The sequence below is a fragment of the Laceyella sacchari genome (assembly GCF_004343255.1).
GTDB lineage: Bacteria > Bacillota > Bacilli > Thermoactinomycetales > Thermoactinomycetaceae > Laceyella > Laceyella sacchari.
The window spans coordinates 1,361,666-1,378,366 of the sequence record NZ_SMDD01000001.1; the positions used below are offsets into that span (position 1 = coordinate 1,361,666).

Here is a 16,701-nt window from a genome sequence, read left to right on the forward strand (position 1 = left end):
ACATAATAGGATAAGAATATATGTTTGCATGGAAGGTGATTCACTGGTGAAGAAAATTTTGCACATGGATCTCGATGCGTTTTTCGCCAGTGTAGAACAGCTTGACCGCCCTGAATTGAGAGGAAAGCCAGTGATCGTCGGTGGTCTGGAGAAACGTGGAGTGGTGTCCACTTGCAGTTACGAAGCCCGGGCGTACGGGGTACGCTCGGCCATGCCGATGGCAATGGCCCGTAAGAAATGTCCGCAAGGCATCTTTTTGCCAGTACGGTACGAGCGGTACCGTGAAAAGTCGGCGGAGGTACGCCGAATCTATACCGCATATAGTGACCGCTATGAGACTGTGGGATTGGATGAAGCTTACTTAGATGTCTCCCATTATGACAATGCTGTTCCCATCGCCCGGGAAATCAAGCGGCGGATTCAGGAAGAGACCGGGCTAACCTGTAGTGTGGGTTTATCATATAATAAATCCTTGGCAAAAATCGCCAGTGATTTAAAAAAACCGGATGCGTTTGTAATCATCAGACCGGAACAAGCGTTAGAAATTCTAAAGAATTTGCCAGTCGGTACCCTTCACGGCATCGGCAAAAAATCTCAGGAGCGGCTGGCGAAAAAAGAGATCTTCACCATTTCCGACTTTTGGCAACTCTCCCTGGAGGAAGTGGTTCGGATGTTTGGCAAGTTCGGCCATGCCTTGTATTATCGGGCACGAGGGCAGGATGACCGAGAAATTGTTATGGATCGGGCACCCAAGTCGCACAGTCGTGAAACCACATTGCCTGAGAATTTGTTTGAGCGGGAGGATATCGCGGAAGTAGCCAGAGAGCTGTTAGCGGAAGTGCAACAAGAGATTATTGATGAAAAGGTGACCCCACAGACCTTGACCCTTAAAATCAAATATGCTGATTTCACGTTGCGCTCCAAACAGCGGACAACTGAGCCTGGCACCGATTGGGAGAAAGTATTGGAAGAATTGCTTAACGCCTTTGATTATACAGCGGGTGTTCGGTTGGTTGGGGTGGGTTTTTCCAACTTCTTAGAATCGATGGTTGGAGGCTATGAACAATTGACACTCCCCCTGGAGGAAGAGTAAACGGGTGTATGGCATCGAAAGCCGGCAAAGGCGGCCTTATCTGTAGAAGGCCGCCTTTGCCGGCTTTTTATTGTTACCGGTCGGACACATAAATGCAATAGGTGATCCATTTCCCACCGTCATTCGCTTCAATCACTGCTTCGCCCTCTTTCAATCCAGTAACTCTCAACCGTGGGTAAGAATATTGAAACCAAGTTTCAATCACGCCATCACTTTCACCAAAGTGAACAATAAATTGATCGCCATACAAATAAAGATAGGAGCCAATATCCAAAAACTTCCTTTTATCACAACTTTGAATGACAGCGTCACTCTCTTTCACGGCAGCGTGCGCGACGTTGCCACTGACGAGCAAGGGTGCCGCCAGCAGAGTGAATGCGGTTAACCATGCAACAACAGTCTTTTTCATACGTGTTCCCTCCAGATGTTTAATTTTTTGTTATTGCAGTAATATTATAACATCTAATTATTATAATTTGTTGTATTATAAATTTCCAAAATGAAGCGATGGTTTCAAAGTGGTTGGTACACCGCAAATGAACACGATTGAATAGATGAAAAATGATAATAAAGTAGCAATTAAACGGTGATAAGAGGATGAAATGTACGAGATGTTTAAATAGCTTTGGCCATTTATTGGCTCATGCTGCCAATCTGCCTATATATCCTGTTCTATCCGGCGGTACATACATAGTAGCCGTCTGTAATACATCGACAGACGGCTCTCTTAAGATAATACTTTTTACTTTTGAACATCAATCAACCCTTGGTTCTCCATAAAGCGCCTTTTTTTTCATTAGTGAATCATAGATAAATTCACCAGTATGTCGATCTATACTAGCAATAATCAACGATAATGGAGAGGTATTCGGAATACTTCCTGAAAAGCGGATGATAGGCAGGTAATCAAAGACATACTGAGGATCACCGCGTACGATCTCCCATTTTCCTTGTAGATGTACCCTGAATACTTCTCCAACATAGCGTAACAAAGCATCTAAAATCATTTTTTCCCGATCATCCAGTATGGCATCCATTGACGGATAATGATCCAATATCCAACCCTCTAAGCGTAGTAACGATTCCGGCGAATAATCCAGATCAAGATGGTGGAGTGACTTTTCTATCTTCTCCAACTCATCTGGAAGTAGCATTAGCCATTCTTCAAACCAATCCTCGTTGTAATCATTTATTTTTGCTACCAACCGAACACCTCCATCACATCACTAGCATACAGGGGCATCGCTCTCCAAAAGTCTCTCTTTAACTATTTTCAATACCAATCGTGCTAAACTCTCTAATAAATAAACAAGTTAAAAAGGAGAATGATAATGCCTACATATAACAAATTAGTCCGTGATTTAATCCCACAAGTGAACGAACAAGCAGGGAAAAAGTGCAACACAAGAATCCTGGATAATCAGGAATACATCGTTGAATTACACAAAAAATTGGGTGAAGAGGTAAGCGAATACCTGCATAGTCAATCCAACCAAGAAGCGTTGGAAGAGTTGGCCGACATTTTGGAGTTGATACATGCGTTGACAACATATCATGGTTACACTCTTCACGATTTGGAAAGCCTGCGTCAGAAGAAATTCGAGCAACGTGGCGGATTTAAGGAAAAAATCTTTCTTATCGATGTTGAAGATTAGACTGCTGGTTATTCCATCCAGCAGCTTTATTTTTCACCAGCAATTGCTCCGCCCGCTCGATCGTCTGTCTAAAGCCCTCCAGATTTCCAATCATAAACCGTCTAACCTCATGCTCCGCCCCATATCGCGTGACAATGTCGTCAATCCGCTCTTTCACAGAAATCTTTTTCCCCACTGGCGATGTATGCAAATCACAATAAGTAATCAAGTCGATAAACAACTGATCGGTTTCATCCAACCATTGCGCGTTGTAAGCATAAATCGAAACCAGATCCGGTCTTGTCTTTTTCACGCTTTCATATGCTCCCGAGTGAAATAAGACCGCCGCAATCACTGATTTAGGAAAGCCGCATTGTTGTACAAAAAACGCTCCATCAAGGGGATGATAGTCATATTGATTTAGCTTGTCGCTGTACCCAATATCATGCAAAAAAGCCGTTTGCAAAAGCAGCTCCTTTGTTTCTTCTTCCATCTCTATTTGTGCCAATACTTCCTTCATCCGCTCCACAACACCAAGAATATGCCTATAGCGATGACGATCTGGCGGAATATATTTACTTAACTCCTTCTCATCCATCACAACTCGCCCCACCCCTTGGAATTGCTCCAACAAAAGGACATCTGACAATTGCTGAAGATTGCGATCATTGCGCATGAGATCCCCTCTTCCTTAAAATAATAAGTACCGTGCTTAAGGTGTGTCTGGCAAATCGAGTGGTGGCGAAGAAGCGGCGGCAACCTTTGACACACCCTGACCTCATCCGTATCAACCAGCTACTGTATGGATCATGGCTGATTGATAAAATAACGCTTCCAATCACACCGGAAATCATAAATAAGCAACTTAACAATATACTTTATACCACCTTTTATTTTTTTGGTTATAACATCAATAAAGATTGATGTCATTACTCCAAACCCAAAAATACCAATAAAAGAAACATAACCTGCAATGGTTAGAAAAAACAAAAATTCACCTGTCGTAGATTCAATGATTACATACAAATAGACGAATAAAAGCAAAATCCATGTAAACAAAGCACTTAATAACTTTCGATATATTTTACTGTTGGTTAATGAAAACTGCATTCAAATCCCTTCTTTTCAAAAAAAACAACTATGCGGCTTTTATTTAATTTTTAATAATTAATGCAATTATAACGTATCACAAAAGATGGTTCTGTACTATACCGTCTATCCAGCCAACTTCAATGAACGGGATCGACACCCCACAGCAAATAATCGCACTTGCGCGAAAATAAAATGCATCATATAATTAGTTAGTCAGATAACTAACTAAGGGGGGGACATTCTCGTGGCCAAACCCAATGGCATATCAAAGCAGGAACTCATCTCCTCAGCCATGCGTTGCATTGCCGAAAACGGCATCGGCAAATTGTCGCTCAAGGCAGTAGCCGAAGGCGCCGGCGTTACGCAAGGGACCGTGTATTACCATTTCAAGAGCAAGGAGCAATTGTTGTTTCAAATTGTCAAAGAAATATGTGAATCTTCATGGAACGAGCTCGTCAACACGGAACATTTTGATCTTAAACAAGCAGTAGCACAAGCACTTCATACGGCCCGAAGCAGATGCGATTATGAATCATTCTATCATCAAGTGCTCTTATCGCTCGTCGTCACCAGTTTTCATCACCCAACCATGCGTGAACAACTGGGGGCGTTATTTCAGAAGGAGAACGATTATCTGGCACAATTACTTGAGCGGCTGGGAGCCGAATTTCTCCCCCCAGAGATGTCACCGCAAACCGCAGGTATTTTATTCAATGCGCTGATTGACGGATTGGCTCTGCAAGCGTTGTTAAATCGAAATTTTCCTGCTGATCTTGTTTACAGTGAGTTGGAGTCTTTGTTAACGAAGAGAATCAAAAAGAATGAAAAATGAGGTGAGTTTGATGGTGTATTTTCCATTATTCGGCACTTCGCTATGGCTCATCGCCACGTTGATCTTCCGGGCGTTCGGTACCAATCTGCTTGATGTGGAACATCCGCTTGTCCTTGTCGCTCTGTTCGTTGCCGTGCCCATCATGGCGATTCCGCTCTTGCCGGCGCTCAAGCGCATCCCTGTGAACATGCGGCTGCACAGTACAGTGTTAATCGCTCTTCCCGGGATGTTGCTTGACATTTTCAGCTTAATCTTTCACGAGAGCGTATTTCCCGCGCTTCACCCTCAGCAAGTCACCTTGCTAGCCGCATGGTTACTGTGGGCATATGGAATCATCATCAGTTGTGGTTTCATCAAAAAACAAGTCACCCCAAAAAGTTGACTTAAGCGTTGATAAAATGCCCCTTTAAACCTAATGCAAAGAGCCGGACTGTTGATGTACCGGCTCTTTTCTATCTCCGATGGTCTGTCAAACAAAATCAAGCAACCCTTTTTTCAGAGCATAGCGAACCAATTCTGGCCGCGTTTTCAAATGTAGTTTTTCCATGATGTTAGCTTTGTGCGATTCGATCGTTTTAACAGATAAGACCAGTTTCTCAGCGATTTCTTTGTTCGTGTATCCCTGGGCGATCAAACTCAACACTTCTTGCTCCCTCTGCGTCAAAATATGATAATCATCCAGCTGTTCCCCTATTTGCACACGGTTAAGAAATTCTTGTATCAACATCTTGGTGGCTGAAGGGTATAAGTAGGCCTCCCCTTGGGAAACCGTTTGTATGGCCCGGATCAACTCCATATCTTCGGCATTTTTCAATATGTATCCAGAAGCGCCCGCGTGCAATACCCGAAACAAGTATTCTTCGTCATCGTGCATGGTGAGAATCAGTACATTGATCTCCGGAGCCGCTTCTTTCAGTTTTTTGGTGGCCGTCAATCCGTTCTCTCCGGGAGGCATGCTTAAATCCATCAAAACGATGTCCGGCTGAAGTTCTAAAGACAGATCCACTGCTTCTTTGCCATCGATCGCTGCCCCAACCACTTCCATGTCGGGCTGAGAATTGATAAGCAATGTCAGCCCTGAACGGACAATGGCATGATCATCCGCGATGAGTACCCTCGTCGGCATGAACAGACTCCCCCTCTCTGTCTATTGGTATACGAACATACACCATTGTTCCTTCATTGGGAGCTGATTCGATCCGCAATGCTCCCCCCAACAGCGCGGCCCGCTCTTTCATCCCGTACAAACCTAATCCGGTCCCCTCTCCCTCCACTTGGGACGGATCAAAGCCTTTGCCAAAATCCTCGATAAACAGGCGAACTTCTGCCGCAGTGTCGATGAGACTGAGTTTGATTTTGTCGGTAGCCGCGTATTTGGCTGCATTAATCATCGCCTCTTGCACAATCCGATACAATGCCGTCTCAACGGTAGACGAATAGCGACGTTTGGGACCTTTCACCACAAGTTCCACCTTGATGTCAAAAGTGGCTTCAAATTTTTTGGCGTATGAACGGATCGCTGGCAAAAATCCCAAGTCGTCAAGTGCCGACGGCCGCAAATCAGTAGCCAGGTTTTTCACTTCATCCAACGTCTGCTCAACCATCGCTTGCACATCAAGCAAATGCCTCTTTTTCTCGTCATCAAGTGGGAGATGATTGATCACTTTTAAGCCGATCAAAATGCTGTAAAGCGCTTGTCCGACACCATCATGCAGTTCGCGGGACACTCTTTTACGTTCCTCTTCCTGCGCTTGAATGATTTTATTGGTAACAAGCCGATGATGCCGCTCCCGCTCTGTGCGTTGCAATTGCGACATATCTCTGATGACGATGACCATAGAGCCCAGCGGATCTTCGGGCAAGGTCGCCGCGCTCGCCGTCACCGGATATTGTCTGCCATCCTTGGCCCTGATCTGCATTTCAAAGGAAGACAGCGACTGATGGTTGAAAAAACAGCCTGTACAACTGGCCTCCTCCACACACGTCGCAATCCCTTTGCAAATCGAACAAAAAAGGATGTTGTTCAATTCTGATCGACTATATCCGGTCAATGTCAAAGCGGCCCGATTGGCTTCCCGGATGACACCGCCGGGCTGAACGACAAAGATCGCATCCGCCGCGTGTTGAAAAATGGCCTCATAATAAGAAGGAACATCCAAATCGCTCTCGCCGCTCAAATAAGACATCATGTATCGCCCCCTCCATCAAACAGTTCAAATGGCACCCCTGCCACCCCGGGGTGCTTACCATGATTCATTGAAATCTAACCAACATATTTTCCACTCTTAGTCTACCTTGGAGCAGGCAGACTACGCCATGGGGGAATTCCCTGATGAGTGCTCCACCTGGTGCCCCTTTGTACAAACAACCGAGGCTATCCAATGCTCAACCTTCTCAAGCATGCCTTTACTTTGCCACCAGCCACAAAATCGAGCGCTTCCTTGACATCCTTTCTCGTAGCCACAATCGAGCCTTTGATTCTGATTCCAAACAACACCTTGTCAAATTGCGGTACTTTCAACTCCTCATGGGGACTCCAAACCAGGGCAACGGTTCCGCCCCGCCGGACAGCCAGATAAGATTGCCGAAACGGATTTTTCCTGATATCCAAACAGAGGGACGCATGCACACCTCCGATGTTTCGCATAATCACGGCAACGGGATCCGCCTCTTCAGCATTCAAAATCATGTCGGCTCCCGACTTTTTCGCCAACTCTCTGTTTTCTCGCCGTTCATCCACTGCTACTACCCTCAAGCCCATCGCTTTGGCGTACTGCACGGCAAGATGTCCCTGGCCTGCCATTCCAAACACGGCTACCCATTCACCTTGTTTGACACCGCTTTCTTTTAACGCTTTGTAAATCAAGACGCCCTTGCAAAAAATAGGAGCTGCCTCTTGAAAATGCAGATTTCCAGGAATTTTGACCACATGCGAAGCCGGGAAAACACCATAATCGACACCGTCGCCAAACACTGCCTCACTGTCTTCCAGCTGATGTTCGCACATCTTCTCCTTTCCGGACCGGCAATACCCGCATTCGCCGCAAGCAGAATGAAAGCAGGGAAGGCCAACACGATCACCCACGGCCAGCGATGAAACCCCTTTGCCAATGCCGCATACGATCCCCATGTATTGTGGCGAAGGGCGATTGGAAGACGCTGTGACACAGGCGGTTGAGTGGCATCCTATGTGACAACCCCCGCAGCAATCATGCATTCGTATCAATACCTCACCAGTTCCAATCAAGGGCGCAGACATCTCTTTCAGTTCAAGCTGGTTAAAAAACCGATTCACAACAGCCACTTTCATTTTACTCCTCCTACATCACCGATGTTGGTTAAAATCCCCACCGCAAAGTGATCCGTTGAGTTGGCTTTCTTTATTTATGGGTAATGGTCGATTATGGTCATAACCGAACGGTTGGTTGTGTTAATCTGTATCCGGTATTCAGGCAAAGGACGACCCAATGGGCTCTCCGCATTCCGATCGATTGGCATGCCGCATCTGCCAACTCTTCACGTCTATCTTAAAACATCAGGTCATAATTGTATTTCAGGGAATTCACTGATCCAGCATAAAAATCTACCGGACATTTCGGTAGCAATTCCCGGTCGCTATTTTTATACTTTTTAATTTAATATATTGATTAAATGAGCGAGTTATTGCATAATTAAGTTAGAAAGGAATGAAATCAACCATTTACATAGGAGGGCTCTGATATGGCGAAGTTCGAACTGTCCGCATTGCCTTACACCTTTGATGCTTTGGAGCCGCATATTGACGCGCAAACCATGGAAATCCACCATAACCGCCATCATGCCACATATGTGAACAACTTGAACGCCGCTCTGGAAGGGGTAGAAGTGAACGCTACTTCCGTGGAAGCCTTGATCTCCGACCTGAATGCACTGCCGGAGAACGTGCGCACCGCTGTTCGTAACAATGGTGGTGGCCACGCTAACCACAGCCTGTTCTGGGAAATCTTAAGTCCCAACGGCGGCGGTGAGCCGATTGGTGAAGTGGCCCAAGCAATCGCGGACACCTTTGTCAGCTTCGACAACTTCAAGAAACAATTTACCGATGCAGCGGCCAAACGCTTCGGTAGCGGTTGGGCTTGGTTGGTGGTGAAAGATGGCAAGTTGGCTGTGACCAGCACCCCTAACCAAGACAGCCCGCTGATGGAAGGGGCTGCACCAATCTTGGGCTTGGACGTATGGGAGCACGCTTACTACCTCAAATACCAAAACAAGCGCCCTGCTTACATCGAGGCTTTCTGGAATGTGGTCAACTGGAATGAAGTAAACCGGCGCTATCTTGCCGTGCGCGCGTAACTTTCATCCTATAACGCCAGCGCAGAAATGAACGGCTGAGCCATGTGCGTTCAGTCGTTTATTTCATTTAAAAACATACTGATTAAAAGAGGCAGACTGACGCTCCCGCTTCTGGAAATGGAATAAGCCCTCCTGGTTATGTGAAGGGCCTAATGCTTTATGTGTCATGGCATCCATAGACTGTGTGCGCTTTTCGACATACTCCTTATGTAACCTTAAGCTTGTGGCGGTTCGCCATACAGATGTTTCATCCCGCTTTCACCTCCGTTTTTTATTTTCTATAAATTCATTTATTTAACCTTCTTTGGTTGCTATTTACACCGAATAATATTAAAAATATTAATTATGTTGCTTGCGCAAATAGTAAATGCTACAATACGGATAAACCAGCGAAAGGGAGAGTACCCACATGAAAAAGAAATCACTGGTATTTTTGTCCAAAGATGTTGGGTACTCGACAGCTGTTTTTTACAATCTTTCTAATCACGGGATCAGTCTGTCTAAAAACAAAGCTTACCAACGACTCGTCATCCTTTGATCAGAAAGGTTATAAAATGAAGGATGGATCACACACCACGGGTCGTTAGCCCCGTGGTTTCGTATATCGCAATACCAACGCCACAGGGCCAACCTGTGGCGTTTTTTATCCAGACGAGTATTTGGGGCATGAATGAGGAGGTTATAGTAAATGGAATTAAAAGGGAAAGAAATCTTCATCCGAATGCTAGAAGTTGGTGACGCTCCGGCGTTGGCGCGTCTTGAAACGGAAAACCGCGATTTTTTTCAAGCGTACACCCCCTCGCGTGACGAAGCGTTTTACACGGTTGAAAGGCAACAGGAACTGCTCAAACAAATGGAGAAAAGAAAAGCTGCTGATCAAGAATACTGGTTTGGGATCTTCCTAGCCAAAAACGGGGAATTGATCGGCAAAATCACTCTTTCGGAAGTGATGCGACGCCACTTGCAAAGTTGCTGGATCGGGTATTATCTGGATAAACGTCACAACGGCAAAGGCTATATGACCGAAGCCGTCCGCCTAGTCGTCTCCTATGCCTTCAGCGAACTGAAATTGCATCGGATTGAAGCCGGAGTGATGCCCCATAACCTCGGTTCAATCCAAGTTTTGAAAAAAGCAGGATTCCACACCGAAGGCATCAATAAAAAAAATGTGCGAATCAACGGAAAATGGGAAGATCATGTGCATCTCGCCATCATTAACGAAGAAGATTGAGGAAGAACAACAAAAAATGACTTGAGTCCACATAGCGCCTCAAGTCATTTTCCCTTCCTTCCCACTGGCGACCTAGCTGCTGATACCAAAGTGCCGTTTGGCCAATTCATTGAAGGTTTCTTGGTCAATCTCTTCTTTCGTCGCCTGTCCGTCAACCCACCGCGTGAAAGATCCTTCTGTTAACGTTAACCTTCCCCTTTCCGTCAAACGGGTGATTAACGGCTTTTTGTTAAAGGGAGATTTTTCGTGTTCGGCGATGATGGATTGGATCTCTTCCAATTCTGCTGCCTTTTGTACCGGATGTTTGGAATCAAACGCATATCCGATCCGCCAGTCCTTGTCGGTATGCTTTATTTTTATTTTCAAAACATGATCACCGTATTCGGTATCCATTTGTTCCACTCGAAACTCTCCATTCGGCGATGTGACGGCCTCGCCGCTCATCGGTACAGGGCGCAAGGGCAGATTTCCCCCGAATCCGGTGTCCACTAGATAGGTTTTTCCTTCATGTGTCAACAAAATGACGGCATGTGTTCTCCCCACTTCCTCAAAGTCTTGCATTTCGACGTTGTACACCGCCCCCTTGACCATGATGGCATGAAACCCATGCTCCAACAAGAAATAGTATAAAAGCGTGTTTAATTCATAACACAGGCCGCCTTCATTTCTCACCAATACTTTGTCGATCAAATTCTCCTTGGTGATAGCCTTCCTTTCCTTGCGGATGACACTTAAATTTTCGAACGGGATGGCCGTCGCTGTCTTTTCTAGAATTCGTCCCAAGGCTTCAAATGTGACTTTTTCATCGACGGGAAACCCAATTCGCTTGCAAAACAAGGCATGCATTGTCAACGTCATAAATAACCACTCCTAATATTGCGTATTTTTCTACATTCTATAAATACCCCTACTGCCGCTTTTTCAATCCTTGTAAATTGTGAAATAAAAAGCCAAATTCCAAATCATCAGTCATCATAAACCCTCTTTGCATTATAACAGCTATTCTCCGTACTCATTCGTGCTACCATGTTTTTTCATGCGCGTTAACCCCTTTTCATATAGACCAAAGGGGTTAACGCATCGCTCGTAATTACATCTTCCGTCTCCTGCGCGGTGTCGGGTTAGCCGCCGGACCGGTTTCGGTTCCAGTCGCCCTTCGCGTCTCCGTCCCCATCCCTGTATCTGTCATTGTCGGTGCCACTTTGGACGCATTCAAGCTACGTTGCAACGCTTCCATCAAATCGACCACATTGTCTGTTCGCGGCGCAGCATCTGGCTCTTCAATTTCCTTGTTTTGAATTTTAGCTTGAATCAACTCTTTTAGTGCTTCTTCGTAGTTGCTCTTATAATCGTCACCAAATTGCTTGCTGATTTCCTCTATTAATTTGATTGCCATCTCCAACTCCGCTTCACTCACCTCTGTTGCCGCAATCCCCTCGATGCCGGGCACGCCTTCAACTGCTCTCACTTCAGCCGGATAATGAATGATGTTCAGCAAGAGGCAATCTTTGTGGACCCGAATAACCGCCAGATGTTCGCTGGTGCGAAACGCAACTTTGGCGACTGCCACCTTCCCTGTCCGGTTCATCGCTTCATGCAACAACTTGTACGGCTTTCCTCCATATCCTCCAGGCCCCAGATAGTATGACTTCTCATAGTAAACGGGATCAATGCTATCTTTGTCTGTGAAATGAAGAATCTCAATCGTGCGCAAGGTAGGCAAAGGCAATTCGTTGATGTCGTCATCAGTGATGATGACATAGTTTCCCGGAGCGTATTCATAACCGCGAATCACCTCTTTGGCTCCCACTTCACGGTCACATACCGGGCACCATTTTTTGTATTGAATCGGGTGCTTACACTTTTCATGCAAACTGCGAAAGCTGGTCTTGTGGTCTTCCGTTGCCTTGTACAGGCTGACGGGGATATTGACCAACCCAAAACTGATGCTCCCTTTCCACATGGATCGCATGGACATCCACCCTTTCGCTCTTTTCACTTATGTTCTCCAACCTATTCCTGAATCACTCAGCACCCCGACGCATAAAGGTCTATTTGCCAGGCCACCCTATATCCAAATTGAGATGCGGACGGTGTGGAAGGTGTTGGAAAGATTAGCGGAAATCAAAGCCAAAGCCAAAGGGACGATTTTTGAGGAGTTCGTATCTTCGCAGGTGGAGAATTACAAGCAACAGAAACAAAAAGAACTAAAAAAAGCGAACATCAACAACAAATGGATTGACCACGCCGACGAGCTGTTTAACTTATTCGCCCAAATCAGCGAAGAGGTGAAACCACAAATCGAACCGTTTGTCGCGCATGCCGAGTTTGTGGACAATAGGGAAAGCGACGGCGCCGTCATGCTCACCGCGACCAATTTCCAAAACGAAACATTCTCTTTGCGATGTGCTGACCTGCATACAATGGAAGATTACGCGAAGCTGGAAGACGATGCATTTGTAGAAATATTGGACGAAGCGCAAGAAGAGGGAGGGGTTCAGTTCTTTTTTGACCCGGATGAATTAGTTGAGACGGTTCCACATTCCCGTATTTTCAAGGAGGATGATCCCTTAGCCACCCTCAAGCAGGTCATCCAACCCCATCTGGTGGAACTGCTCAAACGAACATTTGATATCGCCGCTCTCTTGGACAAAGAAAGCTGAAAAAACCCGCTTACCCGCCATTTACATAACCAAACAAAAAAACATGGGGTTTACCCATGTTTATTACATGACGCGTCGAATCTCTTCCTCATGTCTCATGAACATCACATGTTCAGGATAGCTGTAACTGCCATGTTCACTGATATCCAACCCCTTCAATTCATCTTCCTTCGACACGCGGAGCCCCATGGTTTTATCCAATATCCAAAGTGCAATAAAAGTAACCAAGGCAACATACAAAGCCGCCACGACCACACCGACCATTTGCACGCCCAATTGGCTGAATCCACCGCCATAGAACAATCCCGCTTTGCCGATTCCCACTTTCTCCACCAAGCGCGGTGCAGCGAACAATCCCGTGGACAGACTGCCCCAGATTCCGGCAATGCCATGGACAGAGAAAGCAAACACAGGGTCATCAATGCCTTTTTTGTCGAAATAGACAGCAGTGTATGTGGTCAGGGAACCAGCCACCAATCCGATCACCACTGCCGCCCATGCCTCCACGAACGCACACGCCGCAGTAATCGCAACCAAAGCTGCCAGCACTCCGTTTAAGATGGCTGGAATTTCCGCTTTTCCCGTCAACAGGAGCGAGGTACAATAGGCCGCCAAAACCCCTGCTGCCGCCGCCAACACCGTGGTCAGCGCCACATACCCATAAAATCCGTCTTGCGCGCTAAGTGTGCTTCCTGGATTAAAACCGAACCAACCCAACCAAATGATCAGCACGCCCAATATGGAATAAACTTGGTTATGTCCTGGAATCACATTGGATGAACCGTCACGGTTGTATTTGCCTAATCGCGGTTTCAACATCAGCGTAGCGACCAGCGCCGCGACACCTCCTTGCAAATGAACGACCGTTGATCCGGCGAAATCTTGTTTACCCAAGCTGTGCAACCAGCCTTCCGCGCCCCAAATCCAGTGCCCGACCACCGGGTAGATGGCTACGGTATAAATAAAAGCAAAAATCAGATACACACTTAATTTGGCTCGTTCAGCAAAGCCCCCCCAAGCGATGGCCAAGGAAACCGCCACAAAGGAAAGCTGGAACAAAAACGAAAGTTCATTGGGTATGGCGCCTTTCTCCTCCGGCAGATCAAGAAACCACCCTGTTTGGCCAATCCATGACCCCTCACCAAAAGTCAGACCGTAACCCACAGCCCAGAAAGCCAATGCGGCTACTGAAAACCCGAGCAATTGTTTGCCAGCAATGTGACCCGCATTTTTCATCCGGGTGGCCCCGGCTTCCAACAAAACAAACCCCGCTTGCATAAATAAGACGAGAATGGCTGACAACATCACCCAAACACCATCTACTGCCAACATGGCTGACATCTTCGCACGCCCCTTTATGTCACGTTAATTAACATCTTAAGGGCATATTAACATGTAAAGCATCTCCTAACCACAATCATGTTAGATAATATGACATATAAATCGAGCAGAAAATAAAAAACCAGCCTTGCCGATCCTTTTCGGCATGCCGGTCAGTTTCTGCATCATTTATTGTTCTTGGTTCACCCAGTTATAAAATGAAAAGCCATTGGGCCGCGTAGCTCTCTCTTGTACGTTGGTTTGGTACAGCATCCCTTTTTGTCTGAATTTACGGGAATATTCCACAGCATCTTCTGCTGTGCGGACTTGGTTGCGTTGCCACTCAAACAAAATCCGGTCGATATAGCGGAAATTCAATTTGCCGCAAAACACGGCTTCACGCAACGCGGCTTCAATCAGTTCTTCCCGGTGTCCATCTTCACTCAGCCACCGCGCCAACATTTGGCACTCCATGGGAGACAAGGCTCTGCCAAATTCTTGTTCAAACAAACGGAAAATAAATTGATAGGATTCCTCGTTGGTTGAAGTGTCTTCCTCTTCCTTGGCGATATAGGAAGAGACCAGTTGCTGATACAGCGGCGTCAATGAAAACCGCTCGCTGCGCAACCCGTATTCATTTACTTCATCATCAATATGCAAAAAGCCGCCCCGCACTAACTGCTCAATCAAACCGACGATCTGTTCTTTTGTCATGTTCATGCGTTCGGACAATTCGCTTGCCGTCGGAAACGCCTTATGTTCTTTTTGCTGATAGAGCATGATATGGATCATCAGCATCACTTGCGGCTCTGTCAAACCTACCCGTTTATATTCCGTCAACAACAGCACAGGCAGCGAAAGCGAACCTTGTTCAAGGAGATGAACGAGAGCGGTCTGCACTGATCCTTTTCGATCCATGTTCATCCACCTCACTTATCCACTTTACTATATCACGCACGGATAATCAGATATAGACTTGAAAAACAAAAACACGTTGAAAGATTTCCAGCCCGCAATGCGAAAAGCCATTTTTCCCCACAACGAACGGCGGTGAAAAAATGGCTTTCACAAACGATGCGCGTCTCCTATTACGGATACAGTCGGTTCAACATGCGTGGGAATGGAATGGTCTCACGCACATGATCTAAGCCACAGATCCAGGCAACGGTCCGTTCCAAGCCCAATCCGAAGCCAGAGTGCGGTACACTGCCGTATTTGCGTAAATCCAGGTACCATTGGTATGCCTCAAGCGGCAAGTTATGCGCGGCATAACGCTCTTCCATCAAGGCAGGATCGTCAATCCGCTGGCTTCCGCCGATGATTTCTCCATATCCTTCCGGAGCGATCAAATCGGCACACAATACCACTTCCGGACGGTTGGGATCTGGTTTCATGTAGAAAGCTTTGACCTCGGTCGGATAATGCGTGATGAAAACAGGCTTGTCGAAGCTTTCGGCAATTTTCGTTTCATGAGGTGCGCCAAAGTCTTCACCCCACTTGAAATCGGTAAACCCTTCCCGATGCAATAACTCAACCGCTTCATCATAGGTAATCCGCGGGAAAGGTGCCTGCACTTTTTCCAATTTGCTGATATCCCGATCCAGTGTTTTCAATTCACGCTCACAATTTTTCAGCACTTGCTGCACCACATAGCTGAGCATCTGTTCTTGGATTTCCAAGCTTTGCTCATGTTCGACGAAAGCCATTTCCGGTTCGATCATCCAGAACTCAATCAAATGGCGGCGCGTTTTCGACTTTTCGGCACGGAACGTGGGACCGAAAGAATATACATTGCGCAAAGCCATAGCCGCCGCTTCCATGTAGAGCTGGCCGCTTTGCGTGAGAAAAGCGTCTTCATCAAAATATTTGGTGTGGAAAAGGTTGGTCGTTCCTTCGCAAGAAGAAGGCGTCAACACGGGCGGGTCAACCAAGGTAAATCCTTTTTGATCAAGGAATTCTTGAATGGCCCGGATGATTTCCGCGCGGATGGTAAGGATCGCACGTTGGCGCGGTGTACGCAACCACAAGTGGCGATGGTCCATCAAGAAGTCGACACCATGCTCTTTTTTAGTAATCGGATATTCCTCTGCCACTTGAATGATTTCCACATGTTTCACATCAAGCTCAAATCCGCTTGGCGCCCGGTCATCCTGCCGAACGGTCCCGGTCACGTACAGGGAGCTTTCTTGCGTCAATTTGCTCGCGTCTTCCCATACTTCCGGAGCGACTTGGCTCTTCACCAACACGCCCTGAATAAACCCGGTGCCATCACGCAATTGCAGGAATTGGATCTTTCCGCTTGAGCGCTTATTATATAGCCAACCGCCCAATTTGACCTCCTGGCCAACATGCGCGGCTACGTCTTTAATCGTAGTTAGCACGTATGTAAACCCCCATCTCTTAAGTTAAACCGATTCAATTATACAACTCTGCATTTTGAACAGTCAATGAACCGCCATCATCCCACTCATGCATAAACATGCCATAAGTTTATAACATATAAA

At 46.3% G+C, this 16,701-nt stretch carries 20 protein-coding genes; 8 read left to right on the plus strand and 12 right to left on the minus strand.

All coding sequences use genetic code 11. From position 1 onward, the window contains the following. The first annotated feature begins 46 nt into the window (after positions 1 to 46). Positions 47 to 1,093 (plus strand): DNA polymerase IV, encoded by a 1,047-nt coding sequence (gene dinB / locus EDC32_RS06555; protein ID WP_132220662.1) that lies wholly within the window; start codon positions 47 to 49, stop codon positions 1,091 to 1,093. 73 nt (positions 1,094 to 1,166) lie between these two features. Here the strand turns inward: dinB and EDC32_RS06560 are convergent, their stop codons facing one another. Then, positions 1,167 to 1,502, minus strand: a complete 336-nt coding sequence (locus EDC32_RS06560; protein WP_132220664.1) for a hypothetical protein — start codon at positions 1,500 to 1,502, stop codon at positions 1,167 to 1,169. 346 nt (positions 1,503 to 1,848) lie between these two features. Further along, positions 1,849 to 2,298 (minus strand): hypothetical protein, encoded by a 450-nt coding sequence (locus tag EDC32_RS06565; protein ID WP_132220666.1) that lies wholly within the window; start codon positions 2,296 to 2,298, stop codon positions 1,849 to 1,851. Between the two features lie 126 nt (positions 2,299 to 2,424). Here EDC32_RS06565 and EDC32_RS06570 point away from each other — a divergent pair, with 126 nt between their 5' ends. Then, positions 2,425 to 2,748, plus strand: coding sequence for a nucleoside triphosphate pyrophosphohydrolase (locus tag EDC32_RS06570; protein WP_132220668.1), 324 nt, complete (start codon positions 2,425 to 2,427; stop codon positions 2,746 to 2,748). Here the strand turns inward: EDC32_RS06570 and EDC32_RS06575 are convergent. Next, complete coding sequence (locus tag EDC32_RS06575) at positions 2,729 to 3,403, minus strand: HD domain-containing protein (RefSeq protein WP_132220670.1); 675 nt, start codon at positions 3,401 to 3,403, stop codon at positions 2,729 to 2,731. The genes EDC32_RS06570 and EDC32_RS06575 overlap by 20 nt on opposite strands. Before the next feature lie 131 nt (positions 3,404 to 3,534). Then, positions 3,535 to 3,837, minus strand: a complete 303-nt coding sequence (locus EDC32_RS06580) for a hypothetical protein (RefSeq protein WP_132220672.1) — start codon at positions 3,835 to 3,837, stop codon at positions 3,535 to 3,537. A 226-nt stretch (positions 3,838 to 4,063) separates the two neighbouring features. Between EDC32_RS06580 and EDC32_RS06585 the strand changes: the two genes are divergently transcribed. Both EDC32_RS06585 and EDC32_RS06590 read left to right on the plus strand, forming a co-directional pair. Next, on the plus strand, positions 4,064 to 4,651 hold the full coding sequence (locus EDC32_RS06585; RefSeq protein ID WP_132220674.1) for a TetR/AcrR family transcriptional regulator: 588 nt from the start codon (positions 4,064 to 4,066) through the stop codon (positions 4,649 to 4,651). A gap of 10 nt (positions 4,652 to 4,661) precedes the next feature. Beyond that, positions 4,662 to 5,033 (plus strand): DUF5367 family protein, encoded by a 372-nt coding sequence (locus tag EDC32_RS06590; protein ID WP_246026861.1) that lies wholly within the window; start codon positions 4,662 to 4,664, stop codon positions 5,031 to 5,033. A gap of 87 nt (positions 5,034 to 5,120) precedes the next feature. On the opposite strand, the gene EDC32_RS06595 is transcribed toward EDC32_RS06590, so the two are convergent. The 3 genes from EDC32_RS06595 to EDC32_RS06605 form a co-directional block, all read right to left on the minus strand. Further along, positions 5,121 to 5,777, minus strand: coding sequence for a response regulator (locus EDC32_RS06595; protein ID WP_132220678.1), 657 nt, complete (start codon positions 5,775 to 5,777; stop codon positions 5,121 to 5,123). Beyond that, positions 5,749 to 6,840, minus strand: a complete 1,092-nt coding sequence (locus tag EDC32_RS06600) for a PAS domain-containing sensor histidine kinase (protein ID WP_132220680.1) — start codon at positions 6,838 to 6,840, stop codon at positions 5,749 to 5,751. The genes EDC32_RS06595 and EDC32_RS06600 overlap by 29 nt, the downstream gene beginning before the upstream one ends. Before the next feature lie 185 nt (positions 6,841 to 7,025). Beyond that, a complete protein-coding gene (locus tag EDC32_RS06605; RefSeq protein ID WP_132220682.1) occupies positions 7,026 to 7,961 on the minus strand; it encodes a zinc-binding dehydrogenase in 936 nt (311 codons plus the stop codon). A gap of 410 nt (positions 7,962 to 8,371) precedes the next feature. Here EDC32_RS06605 and EDC32_RS06610 point away from each other — a divergent pair, with 410 nt between their 5' ends. The 3 genes from EDC32_RS06610 (at position 8,372) to EDC32_RS06615 (ending at position 10,214) form a co-directional block, all read left to right on the plus strand. Further along, the gene (locus tag EDC32_RS06610) at positions 8,372 to 8,983 is read left to right on the plus strand and encodes a superoxide dismutase (protein WP_132220684.1); all 612 of its coding nucleotides are present in this window, start codon (positions 8,372 to 8,374) and stop codon (positions 8,981 to 8,983) included. Between the two features lie 409 nt (positions 8,984 to 9,392). Continuing rightward, complete coding sequence (locus EDC32_RS16715; protein WP_281275212.1) at positions 9,393 to 9,521, plus strand: hypothetical protein; 129 nt, start codon at positions 9,393 to 9,395, stop codon at positions 9,519 to 9,521. A 150-nt stretch (positions 9,522 to 9,671) separates the two neighbouring features. Continuing rightward, positions 9,672 to 10,214, plus strand: a complete 543-nt coding sequence (locus tag EDC32_RS06615; protein ID WP_132220686.1) for a GNAT family N-acetyltransferase — start codon at positions 9,672 to 9,674, stop codon at positions 10,212 to 10,214. A 72-nt stretch (positions 10,215 to 10,286) separates the two neighbouring features. On the opposite strand, the gene EDC32_RS06620 is transcribed toward EDC32_RS06615, so the two are convergent. Both EDC32_RS06620 and ku read right to left on the minus strand, forming a co-directional pair. Continuing rightward, positions 10,287 to 11,072, minus strand: coding sequence for an arylamine N-acetyltransferase family protein (locus EDC32_RS06620; protein WP_132220688.1), 786 nt, complete (start codon positions 11,070 to 11,072; stop codon positions 10,287 to 10,289). A gap of 232 nt (positions 11,073 to 11,304) precedes the next feature. Beyond that, complete coding sequence (gene ku, locus EDC32_RS06625; RefSeq protein ID WP_132220690.1) at positions 11,305 to 12,186, minus strand: non-homologous end joining protein Ku; 882 nt, start codon at positions 12,184 to 12,186, stop codon at positions 11,305 to 11,307. 133 nt (positions 12,187 to 12,319) lie between these two features. Between ku and EDC32_RS06630 the strand changes: the two genes are divergently transcribed. Beyond that, entirely contained in the window at positions 12,320 to 12,877 is a 558-nt protein-coding gene (locus EDC32_RS06630; RefSeq protein WP_132220692.1) for a hypothetical protein, read from the plus strand. A 63-nt stretch (positions 12,878 to 12,940) separates the two neighbouring features. Here EDC32_RS06630 and EDC32_RS06635 read toward each other — a convergent pair whose 3' ends face one another. From EDC32_RS06635 to asnS, 3 genes are all read right to left on the minus strand, one after another. Continuing rightward, a complete protein-coding gene (locus EDC32_RS06635; RefSeq protein WP_132220694.1) occupies positions 12,941 to 14,218 on the minus strand; it encodes an ammonium transporter in 1,278 nt (425 codons plus the stop codon). 168 nt (positions 14,219 to 14,386) lie between these two features. Beyond that, positions 14,387 to 15,115 (minus strand): DnaD domain protein, encoded by a 729-nt coding sequence (locus EDC32_RS06640; protein ID WP_158283257.1) that lies wholly within the window; start codon positions 15,113 to 15,115, stop codon positions 14,387 to 14,389. A 170-nt stretch (positions 15,116 to 15,285) separates the two neighbouring features. Beyond that, positions 15,286 to 16,578, minus strand: coding sequence for an asparagine--tRNA ligase (asnS, locus tag EDC32_RS06645; RefSeq protein WP_132220698.1), 1,293 nt, complete (start codon positions 16,576 to 16,578; stop codon positions 15,286 to 15,288). Positions 16,579 to 16,701: the final 123 nt, after the last annotated feature.

Coding starts and splice junctions, on each gene's coding strand:
- EDC32_RS16715 (WP_281275212.1), top strand. CDS start 9,393: ATGAAAAAGAAATCACTGGTATTTTTGTCCAAAGATGTTGGGTACTCG.
- EDC32_RS06615 (WP_132220686.1), top strand. CDS start 9,672: ATGGAATTAAAAGGGAAAGAAATCTTCATCCGAATGCTAGAAGTTGGT.
- EDC32_RS06560 (WP_132220664.1), bottom strand. CDS start 1,502: ATGAAAAAGACTGTTGTTGCATGGTTAACCGCATTCACTCTGCTGGCG.
- EDC32_RS06570 (WP_132220668.1), top strand. CDS start 2,425: ATGCCTACATATAACAAATTAGTCCGTGATTTAATCCCACAAGTGAAC.
- EDC32_RS06575 (WP_132220670.1), bottom strand. CDS start 3,403: ATGCGCAATGATCGCAATCTTCAGCAATTGTCAGATGTCCTTTTGTTG.
- EDC32_RS06595 (WP_132220678.1), bottom strand. CDS start 5,777: ATGCCGACGAGGGTACTCATCGCGGATGATCATGCCATTGTCCGTTCA.
- EDC32_RS06580 (WP_132220672.1), bottom strand. CDS start 3,837: ATGCAGTTTTCATTAACCAACAGTAAAATATATCGAAAGTTATTAAGT.
- EDC32_RS06640 (WP_158283257.1), bottom strand. CDS start 15,115: ATGGATCGAAAAGGATCAGTGCAGACCGCTCTCGTTCATCTCCTTGAA.
- EDC32_RS06605 (WP_132220682.1), bottom strand. CDS start 7,961: ATGAAAGTGGCTGTTGTGAATCGGTTTTTTAACCAGCTTGAACTGAAA.
- EDC32_RS06610 (WP_132220684.1), top strand. CDS start 8,372: ATGGCGAAGTTCGAACTGTCCGCATTGCCTTACACCTTTGATGCTTTG.
- EDC32_RS06600 (WP_132220680.1), bottom strand. CDS start 6,840: ATGATGTCTTATTTGAGCGGCGAGAGCGATTTGGATGTTCCTTCTTAT.
- EDC32_RS06635 (WP_132220694.1), bottom strand. CDS start 14,218: ATGTCAGCCATGTTGGCAGTAGATGGTGTTTGGGTGATGTTGTCAGCC.
- ku (WP_132220690.1), bottom strand. CDS start 12,186: ATGCGATCCATGTGGAAAGGGAGCATCAGTTTTGGGTTGGTCAATATC.
- EDC32_RS06590 (WP_246026861.1), top strand. CDS start 4,662: ATGGTGTATTTTCCATTATTCGGCACTTCGCTATGGCTCATCGCCACG.
- EDC32_RS06620 (WP_132220688.1), bottom strand. CDS start 11,072: ATGACGTTGACAATGCATGCCTTGTTTTGCAAGCGAATTGGGTTTCCC.